Source organism: Aquimarina longa SW024, from assembly GCF_001401755.1.
GTDB classification, from domain to species: Bacteria; Bacteroidota; Bacteroidia; order Flavobacteriales; family Flavobacteriaceae; genus Aquimarina; species Aquimarina longa.
The window spans coordinates 217507-233724 of sequence record NZ_AVQK01000015.1; the positions used below are offsets into that span (position 1 = coordinate 217507).

Annotated in this window: 17 protein-coding genes; 16 read left to right on the forward strand and 1 reads right to left on the reverse strand. The window is 31.7% G+C overall.

Going from position 1 to position 16218, the window contains the following annotated elements; translation table 11 throughout:
- Positions 1-186 precede the first annotated feature (186 nt).
- Both N456_RS03530 and N456_RS03535 read left to right on the forward strand, forming a co-directional pair.
- A complete protein-coding gene (locus N456_RS03530; protein ID WP_062053949.1) occupies positions 187-1851 on the forward strand; it encodes an AAA family ATPase in 1665 nt (554 codons plus the stop codon).
- Between the two features lie 64 nt (positions 1852-1915).
- The gene (locus N456_RS03535; protein ID WP_062053951.1) at positions 1916-2788 is read left to right on the forward strand and encodes a LuxR family transcriptional regulator; all 873 of its coding nucleotides are present in this window, start codon (positions 1916-1918) and stop codon (positions 2786-2788) included.
- A 144-nt stretch (positions 2789-2932) separates the two neighbouring features.
- On the opposite strand, the gene N456_RS03540 is transcribed toward N456_RS03535, so the two are convergent.
- Complete coding sequence (locus N456_RS03540; RefSeq protein WP_240315470.1) at positions 2933-3838, reverse strand: DUF302 domain-containing protein; 906 nt, start codon at positions 3836-3838, stop codon at positions 2933-2935.
- A 645-nt stretch (positions 3839-4483) separates the two neighbouring features.
- On the opposite strand from N456_RS03540, the gene N456_RS24215 reads away from it, so the two are divergent.
- The 14 genes from N456_RS24215 to N456_RS23985 all read left to right on the forward strand — a co-directional run bounded on the left by N456_RS24215 (position 4484) and on the right by N456_RS23985 (position 16204).
- A complete protein-coding gene (locus tag N456_RS24215) occupies positions 4484-4639 on the forward strand; it encodes a hypothetical protein (protein ID WP_158447815.1) in 156 nt (51 codons plus the stop codon).
- 93 nt (positions 4640-4732) lie between these two features.
- Positions 4733-6856: an ATP-binding protein gene (locus tag N456_RS03545; protein WP_062053955.1), complete on the forward strand. Its 2124-nt coding sequence runs from the start codon at positions 4733-4735 to the stop codon at positions 6854-6856.
- Positions 6853-7503: a response regulator transcription factor gene (locus N456_RS03550; protein WP_062053957.1), complete on the forward strand. Its 651-nt coding sequence runs from the start codon at positions 6853-6855 to the stop codon at positions 7501-7503. Before N456_RS03545 ends, N456_RS03550 begins: the two co-directional genes overlap by 4 nt.
- A gap of 239 nt (positions 7504-7742) precedes the next feature.
- A complete protein-coding gene (locus N456_RS03555; protein ID WP_062053959.1) occupies positions 7743-8546 on the forward strand; it encodes a hypothetical protein in 804 nt (267 codons plus the stop codon).
- A gap of 30 nt (positions 8547-8576) precedes the next feature.
- Complete coding sequence (locus tag N456_RS03560; RefSeq protein ID WP_062053961.1) at positions 8577-9533, forward strand: caspase family protein; 957 nt, start codon at positions 8577-8579, stop codon at positions 9531-9533.
- A 56-nt stretch (positions 9534-9589) separates the two neighbouring features.
- The gene (locus N456_RS03565; protein ID WP_148639168.1) at positions 9590-9949 is read left to right on the forward strand and encodes a hypothetical protein; all 360 of its coding nucleotides are present in this window, start codon (positions 9590-9592) and stop codon (positions 9947-9949) included.
- 5 nt (positions 9950-9954) lie between these two features.
- Positions 9955-10722 (forward strand): toll/interleukin-1 receptor domain-containing protein, encoded by a 768-nt coding sequence (locus N456_RS03570; RefSeq protein WP_062053965.1) that lies wholly within the window; start codon positions 9955-9957, stop codon positions 10720-10722.
- Between the two features lie 29 nt (positions 10723-10751).
- Positions 10752-11108, forward strand: coding sequence for a DUF6804 family protein (locus tag N456_RS03575; protein ID WP_148639169.1), 357 nt, complete (start codon positions 10752-10754; stop codon positions 11106-11108).
- 67 nt (positions 11109-11175) lie between these two features.
- Positions 11176-12435, forward strand: a complete 1260-nt coding sequence (locus tag N456_RS03580; protein ID WP_062053969.1) for a hypothetical protein — start codon at positions 11176-11178, stop codon at positions 12433-12435.
- A 22-nt stretch (positions 12436-12457) separates the two neighbouring features.
- On the forward strand, positions 12458-13345 hold the full coding sequence (locus tag N456_RS03585) for a hypothetical protein (protein ID WP_148639170.1): 888 nt from the start codon (positions 12458-12460) through the stop codon (positions 13343-13345).
- 23 nt (positions 13346-13368) lie between these two features.
- Positions 13369-14793, forward strand: a complete 1425-nt coding sequence (locus tag N456_RS03590; protein ID WP_062053973.1) for an ion transporter — start codon at positions 13369-13371, stop codon at positions 14791-14793.
- Positions 14794-15128: 335 nt separating this feature from the next.
- Positions 15129-15479, forward strand: coding sequence for a YegP family protein (locus N456_RS03595; protein ID WP_062053975.1), 351 nt, complete (start codon positions 15129-15131; stop codon positions 15477-15479).
- An 84-nt stretch (positions 15480-15563) separates the two neighbouring features.
- On the forward strand, positions 15564-15818 hold the full coding sequence (locus tag N456_RS03600) for a DUF4236 domain-containing protein (protein ID WP_062053977.1): 255 nt from the start codon (positions 15564-15566) through the stop codon (positions 15816-15818).
- 35 nt (positions 15819-15853) lie between these two features.
- Positions 15854-16204, forward strand: coding sequence for an excalibur calcium-binding domain-containing protein (locus tag N456_RS23985; RefSeq protein WP_148639171.1), 351 nt, complete (start codon positions 15854-15856; stop codon positions 16202-16204).
- Positions 16205-16218: the final 14 nt, after the last annotated feature.

A 16218-nucleotide genomic window follows, 5' to 3' on the forward strand; every position in this document is an offset into this window, starting at 1 on the left:
ATAAATAGTTTTGTAGATGAATTTTTAATAGGTATAGATAATATTCATAATACAAATCTAAAGGAGGCTTGCCATGAGGCTATTGATTTTATAAGTAGAAGTCCTATTTCGACACTAGCGATCTTAATACAACCTATATAATTCCGTATTTTTACCCCAGTTAAGATCAAAAACGTACCAATACAGATGCAATCAAAATATATCTATCCCTTTACTGCCATCCCAGATCAGGAAGATCTAAAATTATGTTTAATCCTCAATCTAGTAGATCCAAGTATTGGTGGAGTGTTGGCAACAGGAGATAAAGGAACAGCTAAGACGACTATGGTACGTGGATTAAGTCAATTGATGGGAGAAGATTTTCCGTTTGTAAATCTACCTATTGGAGCTACTGAGGATAGAGTATTAGGGAGTATCAATCTAGAGGCATTAATCAACCAAAAAATTACAATTGTCGATAAAGGACTATTGGCACAGGCGCATCAAGGATTTTTGTATATCGATGAGATAAATTTACTTAACGATTATCTGATGGATGTATTGTTAGATGCCTCTGCAATGGGAGGATATCATCTAGAGCGAGAAGGGATTTCTCAATGGATGGATAGTCGTTTTTGTCTTGTTGGTACGATGAACCCCGAAGAAGGAGCTTTACGTCCACAACTACTAGATCGATTTGGACTAAGTGTTACAATACACACTCCAAAAGAAATAAAAACACGTACCAAAATAGCCATGCAGCGCCTTAGTTTTGATAGTGATCCTATTGCGTTTTATAAACAATTTGAAAAAGAAGAAGAAAGTATCAAAGCTCAGGTGTTATTAGCCAAAGAACGATTGAATAGCATACAAATCTCTGAAGCTATACAACAGCAATGTGCAGAACTCACTATTGCTAATCAGGTAGAAGGAATGCGGGCAGATATTTTATTGTTAAAAACAGCAAGAGCTTATGCTGCATATCATAATCAGAAGGAAGTAACTACAGAGATGGTAGCTATCATTGCTCCATTTGTATTACAGCATCGAGCAAAAGAATACACACCACCATCTGATCAAAATAAAGAAGAGTCTTCAGATCAGGAGCATCAAAATTCTAAGGAAGAAACCACTACTCAAAACAGAGAAAATACTACCTCATTTCAGTTGCCAAAAGCCGTACAACAAGGATTGAAATTTTCGGCAACCCAAGCCACCAAAAAACAAGAAATTAGGTTGGAGACCTCACAAAAACTACAAGAAGTGTCACACTCTGTACAGAAGCAATCAGAAGTTTCTGTAGTACAATCTGTAAAAAACTACCTTAGTACAGGTCGATTTACAACTATATATAAACATATAACAGAGAAAGCAGTAGCACGAATTATATTTCTGGTAGATACCAGTGCCTCAATGGCGGTAGATCAGCAAATGGGGTATATCAAAGGGATTATAGAAAAAACTATTGATTCACATCCGATGCAAAAAGTACACTATGCAATTGTAGGTTTACAAGATACCACCGCAAAAGTTATTCAGGAGTTTACGACCAATGTACAGCAGATTTTTGATATAAATTACCAATTAAAAACAGGAGGTAAAACCAATCTAGGAGCAGCTTTCTTAAAAGTATATGAATTGTTACGATCTGTACATATACAAACCATCCAATTATTCGTTTTTACAGATGGAAAAGTTAATACAGGAGCGGCACAACCATTTCAATATGCTGTAGAAACCTATAAGAAATACCTCTCTAGAATCTCTAAAGCTACAATTGTAGATACTGAAAAGGGTTTTGTAAGACTAGGTAAAGCGCAACAATTGGCACAACAGTTACGACTTACGTATACCACAATTTCTGATTTTTGATACGTAATGATTATAGTATAAGCTAAAATTTAAACACAACAATATGAATATATAAGAAAGTAATATGGAAGTGTTAGAAGTGATATTATTGGCATTAGCATATACCTTAAGTATCATCGCTTTATTCTTAGAATTAATATGCTATACCCGAAAGATAGAAACACTCGAAACTATTTTTTTTACCATTTCATTACTACTATTGATGGTCACAATATCCATTGCAAACTTTTGGCAATTAGATAAACCTGTTACTAAAACTCATGTTTTAGTACTCATCTCTATGATATTTGTAGGATTGGCTACGCCTTTAAGCATTTTTCCTGATAGACAAATATCAATAAAACCAGTAGTAAAAAAAATACTTATCGGCATCTCGGCTTTAATGATTGCACTAACAGTAACAGACTATTTTTTTAAATTATCTGCTATAATAGAAAGTAGTGTTTATATCTACCTGTTTCTTTCGGTTGCGTGTTCTATGATTTTGATAAGAAAGACAAAACCAATTGCAAGGGTAGTGCATAGAGAAAAAGTAGCAAGAATAACAACCGTTGTTTGTTTGATTATTTTACCCATTACACTATTTGTAGACTCTTTTCCTGAGAAAATTTTTAGGTTAGATTCAGAAAATATTAGAGTAGGGTTTACACTACCTCTTTTTTTTATATTCTTATTTGTTTATAAAATAAAAGACGATATTAATCGATTATCTCTATTTAAATCTAAAAACGAAATCAAATCTCAAAATCTAAAAAACTATTCTTTTACCAAGAGAGAATTAGAGGTTGTACATCTTATCGTAAAAGGAAACACATATAATCAGATAGCAGAACAATTATTTATATCTATGCCTACAGTAAAGACGCACATAACCAATATTTACAAAAAAGCGAAAGTAAATAATAAGGTCGAGCTAATTCATTTATTACTGCATTAGTACCAGTTTGAGATACTAGATACTGATATAAAAAATTAAAAAGGTATTATTTAGAGGGTATGTTATATAACTATCTTTCTAAGAATAAACGTTTCCTAGATTATGAAATAGACTTTCTATTCCATAATCTAGGTTAAAAAACGATTATAACCCTGTTGCTACAGTAGACAATTTATCTAATGCTCCTGCAATAGTAGTTAGTATATTATCATTATTCGTTATTTTATGACGGCTTTTTAGAAAAACCGGATCGTTGTATGATACCATCACTTTACCATTATTATCCTCCCAAACCAAAAATTTCTGAGGTAGATCAATTCCTGTATTTTGTGCATTTTGCATTAAAGGAGTTCCTAAGTTAGGGTTTCCAAAAATGATAAGCCGAGTAGGATTTAATTGCATATTAACAGATGCAGCATTTTCCTGATGATTTAGTTCTGCAATAAGTTTTAGATTTTCATTTCCTTTAATAGCGGTTAATAAGGCATTATAAGTCTCTTCAAATTTTTTGGTGCTCGTTTTGGTAATAATACCTTCTCCCTTAGTAATAGATTCCGCATTATTAGATGTAAAAGAAGTATCACCTACAGTATTTGTAAAATTAGTAAGTGCAGTATGTATCGTATTTAGTGCTTTACTATCTTTTAGTCCATGTCTGGCTTTGAGGTAAGATGTGTTATTAAATCCGACTCTAACAGTATTCTTAGGATCTTTCCAGATAAATAGTTTTTGAGGTAGATCTAATCCAACTAATTGGTTCGCTTGCATTAAAGGTGTTCCTAGTGATGGGTTTCCAAAAAAAATAACCTTAGTACTGTCCAATTTTTTCTCAATAGAGGCAGCATTAGTGCTATGATTTACTTGAGCAACAATACCCACAGGTCTAGCCAATTCTAAAGCATTTACAATAGTAGCATCAGTAGTTTTAAAATCTTTAGTCGATTTACTATAAGTTACTCCTACGATATCTATTGTATTTGGATTAGTAGTGTCATCATCATTTTTACAGGATAAAAGCAATAAAGTGCAGATAAATATATTAGAAAACATTTTCATAGTTTTTGGGTTTATAAGAGTAAAGGTTAAAAAAAACGTATTGCAGTATAACATCAAGAAGATGATTTTTATTTTTGCGTTATGATAAGATTAACGCCGTCTGTTATGCCTTTAAGATTTAATTATAAAAACAAATCTAAAGGTGAGCTCGCTCCGAGGTTGTTGATTTTATGTTCAACAACCTTAATAGTATCTTTTTTAGGTTAAACGTTTACCCTTTGCGATACAAATTTTAACCATCCAGACCTTACAATAGGTCTCTGAGACCCTATGACGGGTCTTTTTGACGAAGTGTTTAACGAGTACCTCTCAATTTTTAATACAGGAGGTTAAAATTTCAACTCTTTACCTTAAAAATTTAACCTCAAAGGCTGAATTTTTAAGGGGCATTATTAAAAATCCCACTCTTAGAGTTAAACGGAGCGTCTTTTTGACCCATCGGAACGTCTTTTGGATTAAACAAGAGGTAATAGATCTTGAATCATTACTTTCTATAAAATCTAGATTTTTCTGAGTTATCACCCACTTTTCAATAAAAATCCACAGAACTAAGGATACAATACACATATTTCTGACGATTGTGCTGCACTCTGATATAGTAGAGATTTGTAGTGTTAAATAATTTTAAACTATAATAACATGAAAAACAAGAAAACAACTAACGTACAACCAGAAAAGTCTAAACTATTTATCGACCCTAAAGATGTAGACATTCCAAAACCTGATGGAGAGACCATAAGTTCTAATGAAGAAGATGAAGAAAATGATAAACCTGGGGGAAATATCTTCAAATAGAAGATGAAATATAAGAGGCTTTCTATATCTTTAAAACAGAATAGAGAGCCTTTTATCTCTTTCTTTATTAACCACATAAATATAATTTACTACATGAGAAAAATAAACTATTTCTTATTGCTAGTTATTGTGTCTTACAGTATTTCTCTGCAAAGTCAGAATTCTAAAACTATTGACAGTCTTATACTTTTACAATCAGAGCAAGAAGGAATTAAGCTTGCTAAAACCTTCAATGAACTATCCTGGGAGTATACTAATAAAAATGATTCGCTAGCGATCAATTATGCACAGCGATCTAGAAAAATAAGCGATTCATTAGGTTTTACATTAGAGTTAGCAACCAGTTATATACGGTTAGGAACAATATACTTAGATACAAAAAAAATTGAACAGGCAGAAACTAATTTAATGTATGCGCTAGTATTAGAAGAACAAGAGGGTAATTTATCTGGGATAGCAAGAGCAAAAGCACAATTAGGAAAACTCTATAAAAAAATAAGGGATTATGATAAAGCATTAGAGTTTTATAAAGAAAGTCTATTTATTAGGCAACAGCAGCAAAATTATAAAAAAGTAGCTTTACTCTTTAATAGTATAGCACTCTTATATAAAGAAAAAAACGAGCCAAAAAAAGCATTACAATATTATTATAAGAGTATTGACCTTAGAGATTCTATACAAGATAAAAAAGGATCAATTAGATCATATAAAAATATAGGAGCGTTTTATAATCATTTAAAAAAATACCAAAGAGCCTTAACAGAACTAGAAAAAGGCCGAAAATTAGCTGTAGAATTACAAGATTCTATTCACCTATCAAGTATTCTATTAAATATGGGAACGTCATATAATTATATAGGAGAATTAGATTCCGCATTGTTCTATTTTAATCAAAGTTTAGCTATTAAGGAAAAATTGAATGATCAAAATAGAGAAGTAATCTATAACAATATAGGATCTATAAAAGAGAAGAAAAATAAGTTGGATGAGGCTATAGATTTTTACAACAAAAGTATAGCGATAGCAACAAAAAATAAAAATAAACTACAATTAATAGACACGTATCTTAACATAGGAAAAACTTATAAAAGAAAAGAACAATACAATACGGCACTAGACTACTATTTTCGAGGATTAAAACTCGCTGAGAAATATAAAAAAGAATATCGGATTTTGGGTGCTTTATCAAGTATAGGAAAAGCATACGAACTTTTAGGAGATTATGAGAATGCCAACTTGTATAATGAAAAACATATTGTAATCAGAAATCAACTAGAAGCTCAGGCTAGAGAAAATGAAGAAGCTATAAAATTATTGAATGAACAACGAAACAACGAACAAAACAAAAATAAAGTTTTAAAGATAGAAAAAGAGAAATTAGAAGCGCAAAACAACCAAAAAACAACACAGCTCATAGGATTGATTATAGGTAGCATCTTATTATCCATATTATTTTTTATGTTATTTAAATACTACAAGCAAAAAAAGGAAAAGGAAATAGCCGTACAAAACGAAAAAATAAAACAAGGAGAAATCGAAGAATTACTGAAAACCCAAGAGTTAAAATCGATACATGCTATGATTGATGGGCAAGAAAAAGAACGAAAACGTATTGCCCAAGATCTGCACGATAGATTAGGGAGTATGCTATCGGTAGTAAAAATTCATTATAAATCTGTAGAAGAGAACTTAGAAAAAATGAAAGCAGATTCTAAAACACAGTACGAAAAAGCAAACGAATTGTTGGATGAAGCCTGTGTAGCGGTTCGAGAAATATCGCACAATATGGTATCGGGAGTATTAACCAAATTCGGACTGATCCCAGCATTACATGAACTAAAACAGAATGTAGAAAATACAGGTGAGTTAGAAATAGAATTGGTTGATTACGGATTTGATGATCGCATAGCGAATGAAATGGAAATTAATATCTATAGGATCATTCAAGAACTGATTAGCAATATTATGAAACATGCTAATGCAAAAGAAGTGAGTATTCAATTACTAAAAAAAGAAACCACGATCAACATTACGGTAATTGATGATGGAGACGGTTTTAATACCCATGTGATAAAAAACTTTTCGGGTATGGGAATTAAAGGAATACAATCCAGAGTAGAAAATTTACAAGGCGAGGTAGTATTTGATTCTGGTAAAGGAAACGGCACTACAGTAACTATCGATATCCCTATAGATCCACAAAAACATACAATATGACACTTTCTAAAAATATAAATGTTCTTATCGTAGACGATCATCAAATCGTTATAGACGGAATTCGTTCTTTACTAAAAGGCAGTAATCACATCCATATTGTAGGAGAAGCACTTCATGGAAAAGAAGCCTTAGAAATATTAGATAAAAAAACAGTAGATGTTATTATTCTGGATATTGAAATGCCAATTATGGGAGGTATAGAAGTAACCAAAATAATCAAAGAAAAATATACAGACACCAAAGTATTAATACTAACCATGTATGATACTCCAGAATTTGTACAACAAGCTATAGAAATAGATGCAGATGGCTACATTCTAAAAAACAGAGGAGCCGAAGAATTAGAAGCTGCACTACAAGCATTAACCAATGGAGAAGACTATTTTGGAAAAGAAGCAAACAAAGCATTACGCTCTGGAGTACGAAGAAAAAAGGACAAGGATAAAAATGAAATACCACTGACCAAACGAGAAACAGAGGTGTTAAAGCTAATTGCAGACGGAAAAACGACTCCTCAGATTGCAGATCAACTTTGTATAGCCTCTAGTACTGTAGAAACACATAGACGCAATCTTATAGAAAAAACACAGGTACAAAATTCTTCTAAAGGATTGATCAAATTTGCAATCGAAAATAAGTATATCTAGGATCCAAAAATTACTCCAAATAGAAGTAAACACTCCATTCTTTATAGAATCGAGTGTTTTTTCATCTCTATTAATATCTGAATCATAAGATTACGAGATGTAGAGAACATTGAGTTCTACTCACCTATCAAAATTTATAAATATCCCCAATTCTGAGGATAAAATTTCCACAGTACTACGGTTTTACAGCAAGTATTATAACCTCAATTTTGTAAGTATAAATAACTAATATACTTATAATGAAAAGTTTACAAATACAGTATTCTAAAGAGGTAGCTCGCGAGCTAGGAAAGATAGCAGTCTACCTACCAGGAGAAGAAATAGAAGTAGGAGACATTCTAACGTTTCCTTACGGAAAAAAAGGGTTCTTAAAAAAAACAGCGCCTTTAGGAAGTTTTCAGAAAATTACTAGCCTAAAAAACTTAGGAATCAGCGAAGTTAAAGTACAACAATCAAAAACTCCAGATAGCTATCGATTTACAAGTAAACAAGCCGTTGACCTTCAGTTTGGAGTAAGGGTTGATGCCGATTTAGGGAATGATACATTACCCAAAGCCAATGGAGAATTACGCATCAAATTATCAGCAGAAGGAGCTATTTGTTTTTTTGCGCTTCATTGTTTTAAAACATCGCTAGATGATATTATGGCTTTAGAAAATGAAATAAACACCAAAGGTAAAAAAATGGTGTGGGAGGATACCTACTTAGTCACTTCTGTAACTATTGCTAAAAAAGCACTGATTATACAATCTAATAGTAGTTCATCAGAACTCACCCTAGGAGGAGATGTACAAGGATTGCAATCTAGTAGTATAATGAAAGTAAAAACAGATGCCAAAATTCATATCAAAAAACAGACAGGCGATATGCTAATAAAAGATTGGTCTGATGAGGTAACCGTCTTTATGGATCTAATGAAATTTGAAAAAGAAACGTTCGCAACCGAAACCAAAAACTCCTCCTTTACATCTAAATCGTTAGATACAGATATCATAAGGTTACAGCCCGTTTCAGTCTCAGAATTAGTAGAAAACATAATATAATACATAGACATAAACCAAAAAATCATACCCATGAAAAGAGCATTAATCGTAGGCATTAATCATTACGAAAAAGCACCATTAAAAGGATGTATCAAAGATGCAGAGAAAATACATAGAGTATTAGCTACCAATGAAGATGGTTCACCAAATTTTGATTGTAAACCATTAACAAGTACAGAAGATTCTAAATATCCAATAACAGTTTCTAAGTTAAAAAAGCATATTCATAATTTATTTAACCAAGAAGCAGAAATCGCAGTATTTTATTTCTCGGGTCATGGAGCAAGTACTGATGTTGGGAGTTATTTAGTGACTCAAGATGCTCAAAAATATAATGAAGGAGTCTCTTTAGAAGAAATTATTGTAATGGCTAATGCTTCCAAAGTAAAAGAAGCCATCATAATTTTAGATGCTTGTTATAGTGGTAACTTGGGAAACGCAAAAGAATTTGGCAACAGAAAAGCAATATTACGAGAAGGAGTTTCTGTACTTACCGCCAGTAGAGATACACAATTTGCAGTAGAGCGAAACGGATCTGGGTTATTTACTTCGATTATTTACGAAGCAATGAGTGGAGGGGCTTCTGATATTTTAGGAAATATTACGGTAGCAGGAGTCTATTACTTTGCAGACCAATTATTAAACTCCTGGGAGCAGCGACCTGTTTTTAAAACACATACTTCCAAAATGATTCCATTAAGGAATTGTTCCCCAAAAATTCCTTTAGAAATTCTTAGAAAACTACCCGTTTACTTTGAAGAAAGAGAACAACAACTTCAACTAAGCCCTCTTTATGAAGCTAGTATAGAACCCAGAAATGAAGTGTTTGAAGAGATTATGGTACACTTACGAATGTTTCAGACCAATGGACTTTTACTACCCGTAGGAACCTCATTTATGTATAATGCTGCTAAGGATAGTAAAGCATGTGAACTCACTACGTTAGGTAAATTTTATTGGGATCTGGTCAACAAAAAACAATTGTGAGAAACTATGAGATACTAGAAATCAATAACCCTATCTAACTATCAAAATGTATATAAATGAGAAATATATTCTACACCTATAAATGGATCAGTTTTATTATAGCAGTAGGCGTTCCGCAACTAGTATATATGATCCTAAAAGAAAATAGCGGATTTACAGGAGTAGCGGCAATTACACATACGCTAAAAAAAATAGGGTTTAGTATTCATATGGAGGCAGGAATACGAGTATTGCTTATTATAGGTATACTCTCCTTCATACTCTCCGAATGGATCATCATTGAATATTATAAATCCAAAATTGAAAAAGATATCACAAAACAAAAATTAAGTAGTGTATTAAAAGTACTCTGTTTAATAGAAAATTATAGCATACCACCATCATTAAAAAATAAACTAAAAACCTATTATTTATAGAACACATGAATGTTATAGAAAAAAAGAGCATCGCTCAAGAAATCTCATTATACCTATTTGCCAAGTATGAGCCACAAGATATTCTCAAAAAAATGAATCAATATAACGTGAATGTTCCGAAGGGAACAGATATAAAACGGCAACATATAACCAAAATACTATTTGAGCAAGAGGCACATATTTTAAAGAATATACAAAATCAGGAAAATATAAGACCAACAGTGGTACTCACTGCTTCTGGCGCAAATCCAGAACCAGCTTCTCATAAATCTACCAAGCCAAAAAAGATATTTATAAGCCATTCTAAAAAAGATATGACTTATGTACAAGAGATCATTAATGTGCTAGGGACAATAGGTGTAGAAAGTGACAGGATTTTTTGTAGCTCTTATGAAGGATACGGAAATCCATTAGGAACAAACTATCTGGAAGCTTTAAAAAAAGAGTTACAAGGAGACGTATTAGTATTGTTTATGTTATCTCATAATTTTTTTGAAAGTAAAATAGGTCTCTGTGAGATGGGCGCAGTATGGATACTAGCACAAGATCAGATACCACTATACATCCCTCCTTTTACAGCAGAAGATGTAAAAGGTGTTTTTCCCGCAGCACAAGGGATGTATATAAATAATAGAACACAACTCCTTCTATTAAAAGAACGAATGGAAAAAGAATTTAATATACAAAAAGGTATCTCTGGTGTACGATGGTATCAACAGATAGAAAGATCGCTAAAAGTAATAGATAATGAGATAAAACAAACCCTATCATAAAACAATACAACCTTTAAAACCAAAAAGATATGATTAGCAAATATAGTTCACTGCTATGCGCCTGCTTATTAGTTATTGCCATTTTTTACCTTCCGATACCCTATTATACATTTCTTAGAATAGTAGTCACATTGGGAGCAACTCTGGTAATAATAAAAAGTAGTACTACAAAAGAATACCTGTGGATCGCAGTTTTTGTGATAATAGGGATACTATTCAATCCATTTTTTCCCATATATCTATATCAAAAAATGAAATGGATATGGGTAGACCTACTCGTAGCAGTATTATTTCTTATTGATTTTTATCCCTACAAGTCAAAAGAAAAAAAGGTGACACAAAACAAACAAACGATCCGCCAATATGATAGAGATAAAATCTATTAGATAATACACTAAATCAACATATCAGTTTTGATCAAAAATTATAATACCTCATAAAAAATACATACACATGGCACTATTAGAACAATTCACCAAAAAGAAAGAAGAAACAACAGAAACAAAAAACGGAATAGCAATACCATCAATAGATACTATAAATCAGACAACAATAGCTTATGAAGATTCAAAAGCTTGCGGCGGTAGAACGCCTAACCTAAAATCTTCTTTAGAAACACTATACGAACAATTCTTTACTAAAATAAAAAAAGATGATGTCGAGCAACAAGAATTAAAACAACCCTACATAACCGAATTAGAAGGTCTAACCGTAAAACTATCTAATAAAGAAGAAGAAATTAAAAGATCAGAAAAGAAATTAGATGAGGTACAAGAAGAAGTAAATAATCTAAACCAAGAAATACTAAAAATCAAAAGTAGCCCAGAAACTTTAGAAGAAGTAAAACCAAAATCCAATATCAAATTATGGATAGGATTGGGGTTTCTAATTCCATTAAGTATTTATATACTCATATTTTATATCTCTACTGCTTACTCTGCATTTTTTAAAGTTTTTGACCCTAAGATCAGTCTTTTTCATACCATTTTCGAACCTAAAGCTCTTGAAAGAGCACTTGAAGCAGGGTGGATGGAAGCAGGTTTTGTGTTTTTGATCCCCTTTGTATTCTTCTCTCTAGGGTACTTGATTCATATGTTTTGGAGTCAAAAGAAGCTAAGTAGCTATATAAAAGTATGCGCACTACTCGTCATAACACTATCTTTTGATGTAATCCTCGCATATCTGATTGATCAAAAAGAATATAATTTTAATAAAACATCAGAATCCCCTGATTTTACCATTACAATGGCACTAGATAGCCCTACTTTTTGGCTGATCATTTTTGCAGGATTTGTATCGTATTTTATATGGGGATTAGTATTTGACATGGTAATGATAGAAAATGACAAGAGAAATGTTAAAGAGTCTCTGAAAAAGAATCTCAAAGAAAAAATAAATCAGAAAAGAAAACTATTTTTTAAAATCAAAGACACAGTAGAAGATAATGAAAATGAGATCGGAGTATTTAAAGTTAGAGCCAAAGAATTAGAATGTATTATCGAAGGATTTATTCTACCAATTCAAAACTATAAAGTATTCGCGATAGAATATTTAAAAGGATGGCAAAAATATATTGCAGCAGAACTACCTATAGGGCAGCAAGAAAAAATAACATTGCTCCAAGAGTGCGAAGCTATCTATGAGTCTCATATACAAGAGTTAGACCTAGTTGCCGATGATTATCAGAATAAAGTGTTTACCAAAACAATATAATTAAACTAAAACTAATAAAGTAATGAAATATATAATCAGTGTATTAACGATACTATGCTTGCTGTATAGCTGTAGAAAAGAAGAGATCACCCATAAATCAATATCTAAAGTTAAGACTGAATCCAGAACAATAAAAAAAACGCTAGATAGCCTTAATATAAGTATACTATTAGATCTATCAGATAGGATAGGATATTCCAATCAAAAGGAAAATGACTTAAAGCATGTAGTAAACATTGCTGAAATTTTTAAAAACCATGTGATGAACAAAAAGAGCATTTTATTAGAAGAGCATTTACAAGTTTTTTTTGAACCCGATCCGCATCCAGATAAGACAGATGATGTTGTAGCTGAGTTAAAATTTGATATTACTAAAAACTCTACAAAAGAAACAATGACATCTATTAAAAAAAAGTATAAAGAATTCATTCCACAATTATATGAATGGGCAAAAGAGAGTCCTGACACTAAAAATGGAGCTGATATCTGGCGTTTTTTTAAGGATAATGTAACGGATTATTGCATAGAAGAAGGGCATAGAAATATTTTAATCATTCTTACTGATGGATACCTATATCACCAAGGAAACATTCTCAAAAAAGGAAAAAGAACAACAAGGATTAATCAAAAATTATTAAACAGCACCACACTAAATAGACAAGATTGGAAAACTATAATTGATAAAAATAATATGGGGATCCTTTGGGAAGAAGGAGAATTAAAAGATCTGGAGATTCTTGTTTTAGGAATAGATAAGCATGATAATAAAAACCCAAATGCAGAGGATATTATTAAATATTATTGGAGCAATTGGTTTACAGAAATGGGAGTTCAAAAATTTAAAATAAAAAGAACAGGGAAACCAGCGCATCTCAAAAAAGTAATCCATGATTTTATCCTAGATGAATAATATAACCGATATACTAACCACCAATGAAACTCTTTTTACAGTATTGGCTATCAGATGATGAAAACCCAAAAAAATATCTAGTAGACTTATGTATAACAGGCATCATTTTTATATCTATACTATTATTATGTATAGAAAGTGTAACAGGAGAATTGCCTTATAATTTGGTTATAGTAGATCATTGCATCATTATAATTTTTATTATAGAATATCTAGCGCGTTTTTATGTCTGTAGTGATTTTAGAAAAGACTGTAGAGAAAAAGGTTTTTTTTTCGCCATAGGACAAAAGATCAAATGGATGCTTAGATGGTCTTCCATTATAGATTTTTTAGCAATCTTACCTGTAGCACACTATTTTAAGACCTTTAGAATGCTAAAATATCTGAGACTGATTAGAATGATACGTCTTTTTAAAGCATTCAGAATTATAAGAGATATTCATAAACTGACTATTATTCTTAGAGGGATGCGAGAAGAAAACAGGGTGTTCTATATCTTTTTTGCCACAACAGTGGGTATATTATTAGCCACCTCATTTGGGTTATATCTCTCAGAAAACCCCCATGGAGATCAAACGTTCTCATCCTATACAGATAGCCTATTATACTCATTAAAAACAATAGAACTAATAGATGATACCCCAACCACTAGTACAGGTAAAATTTTATCAGGTTTTCTACTAGTATCTAATATGGCCATTTTTGGCTTTTTTGTTTCAATTACTATTAATAAAATCAAACTCGTTATGGATACACTAACCTCAGGAAAGATTCAAAAACTAAATCTTACAGATCATACCATAATCTGCGGATATACCAAATCCTCACAAAGTGTTATAAAAGATCTATTAAAAGATAGAAAAAACCACAATAATGTAGTATTGATTACTACAAAACCAGTAGAAGATATCTCTGGTATCATCTACGTAAATGCAGATTATACAGAATATCAAAGTCTCGAAAAAGTGAATATCACCGAAGCAAAAAACGCAATAATATTTTCCGAATCAGGGGATCATGATACGATAAGAGACATTGATTTGCGAACCGTAATGACCGTTTTTCATATAGAAAAAAATGCACCTCATGTACATACAATAGCCGAAATAAATGATGAGCATAATGCAGAAATCATACAAGATAAGATCAATGGAGATGAAATTATTTATAAAGAATTGATCGATGCTAAAATTATTGGTAATTGTATAAAAAATCCAAATATATCAGCATTGTTTTATGCACTTTTTGAGAATAATGGGAAATGTGTTCAAAACACCACATTAGTAGACCTTAAGATTACAATACCTGTAGATGTAAAAAAAGTAAAGCTCCTTTTTATAGAACAGGATAAAACATTTTTAGGAATAATAGATTCCCAAAACAGGGCATATTTATCCCCTCCTAATGCAATGGTTATTGATGAGGAGTGCCAACTAATTTATATTTGATTACATGACTATTTTTGTTTCTCTCTTTCAGTCTTTTATTATTCTAGCGTAGGCTAGAATCCATGTAAGGATTGCTGCTTCACGTCAGATTCTAGATCAAGTCTGGAGTAACAGTTTTTTTGTTTTGTCTTAGAATGCTCAGAGTAAACTAAAGGCTGGAATCTATACAGGAGTTCTTTCTTCAACAAAACCTTAATCCCAATAAAAAAAGAAGTGATATCTAAATATATCCTCAATTCTGAGGATATGATATACTGAGATCTAACGATTGTTTTGTCTACTGTTATAAGCGAATTTTGTATCAGAAATTAATCATAAATCTAAATCACAAAAAAATGAGTAATCCAAAATTTCAAATTAAAGAAAGCAAGAACAATCAATTCTTTTTTAACCTACATGCGTTAAATGGTCAGGTGATTTTAACCAGTGAAATGTATACCACAAAACAAAGTTGTAAAAAAGGTATAGAATCGGTAATAGACAATGCTCCAACAGATGAACAGTATGATCGAAAAAAAGCTAAGAACGAACAGTTTTTTTTCAATCTAAAAGCAACTAATGGAGAAGTGATCGGTAAAAGTGAAATGTATACAACCAAAGCAAGCAGAGACAAAGGTATTGAATCTGTTAAGAAAAACGCTCCTATAGCAAGAGTAGAAGATGCAACAAAAGAAGTTGTGAATTAATTGAGAATACCAAAGGTTGTTCTTATAAAGAGGTATATCATACCGATTTCTGAACAACCTTTATTTCTTTTAAAATAAGTAGAGATGGCTTTTAAATATCATAAACGTATTAAACTAGGTAAAGGATTCGGGTTGAATATCAGTAAATCAGGAATCTCACCCAGTTATCGATCTAAGATAGGATCCATAAGTTCTAAAGGATATTCTATTAGAACAGGAATCAAAGGGCTGTCTTATAGAAAAACGTTTAAGAAAAGTAAAGGTTGTATGTCCCTGTTTATTATGCTAATCAGTATTAATGTAACCATAATCTCGATTCTCTTTTTCTTAATTAGATAAAACAGATCAGAACCAAAGTAAACACTAATTGTATTATGAAGACCCTATACTCTTTAACCTTTTTGTTGATCACATTTTTTTTACTATCGATTAATAATGCTTGTACAACACCTAACCCACCAAAATCAGAAACTACTTGTATCGATACAAATTGTGAAGACTATAGTTCTCAACAAGAAGCGCAGAGGGCTTATGAATCAGATCCCGAATGTAGAAACGATCTGGATCATGATAGCGATGGGATAGCTTGTGAGCATTTAAATAATGAAACTATTAATGATTGCCCAACAACTGCTAATTGTGGATGCTCAGGAAAAAGTAAATCCCAATGCCTACAAGACCCATGTTGCCAATGGATCTCAGAAAAAGGGTGTCGTTGTAACTAATAAAAATAAATACC

Coding starts and splice junctions, on each gene's coding strand:
- N456_RS03565 (WP_148639168.1), top strand. CDS start 9,590: ATGAGAAATATATTCTACACCTATAAATGGATCAGTTTTATTATAGCA.
- N456_RS03585 (WP_148639170.1), top strand. CDS start 12,458: ATGAAATATATAATCAGTGTATTAACGATACTATGCTTGCTGTATAGC.
- N456_RS03530 (WP_062053949.1), top strand. CDS start 187: ATGCAATCAAAATATATCTATCCCTTTACTGCCATCCCAGATCAGGAA.
- N456_RS03560 (WP_062053961.1), top strand. CDS start 8,577: ATGAAAAGAGCATTAATCGTAGGCATTAATCATTACGAAAAAGCACCA.
- N456_RS23985 (WP_148639171.1), top strand. CDS start 15,854: ATGAAGACCCTATACTCTTTAACCTTTTTGTTGATCACATTTTTTTTA.
- N456_RS03540 (WP_240315470.1), bottom strand. CDS start 3,838: ATGTTTTCTAATATATTTATCTGCACTTTATTGCTTTTATCCTGTAAA.
- N456_RS24215 (WP_158447815.1), top strand. CDS start 4,484: ATGAAAAACAAGAAAACAACTAACGTACAACCAGAAAAGTCTAAACTA.
- N456_RS03570 (WP_062053965.1), top strand. CDS start 9,955: ATGAATGTTATAGAAAAAAAGAGCATCGCTCAAGAAATCTCATTATAC.
- N456_RS03595 (WP_062053975.1), top strand. CDS start 15,129: ATGAGTAATCCAAAATTTCAAATTAAAGAAAGCAAGAACAATCAATTC.
- N456_RS03535 (WP_062053951.1), top strand. CDS start 1,916: ATGGAAGTGTTAGAAGTGATATTATTGGCATTAGCATATACCTTAAGT.
- N456_RS03550 (WP_062053957.1), top strand. CDS start 6,853: ATGACACTTTCTAAAAATATAAATGTTCTTATCGTAGACGATCATCAA.
- N456_RS03545 (WP_062053955.1), top strand. CDS start 4,733: ATGAGAAAAATAAACTATTTCTTATTGCTAGTTATTGTGTCTTACAGT.
- N456_RS03555 (WP_062053959.1), top strand. CDS start 7,743: ATGAAAAGTTTACAAATACAGTATTCTAAAGAGGTAGCTCGCGAGCTA.
- N456_RS03580 (WP_062053969.1), top strand. CDS start 11,176: ATGGCACTATTAGAACAATTCACCAAAAAGAAAGAAGAAACAACAGAA.
- N456_RS03590 (WP_062053973.1), top strand. CDS start 13,369: ATGAAACTCTTTTTACAGTATTGGCTATCAGATGATGAAAACCCAAAA.
- N456_RS03575 (WP_148639169.1), top strand. CDS start 10,752: ATGATTAGCAAATATAGTTCACTGCTATGCGCCTGCTTATTAGTTATT.
- N456_RS03600 (WP_062053977.1), top strand. CDS start 15,564: ATGGCTTTTAAATATCATAAACGTATTAAACTAGGTAAAGGATTCGGG.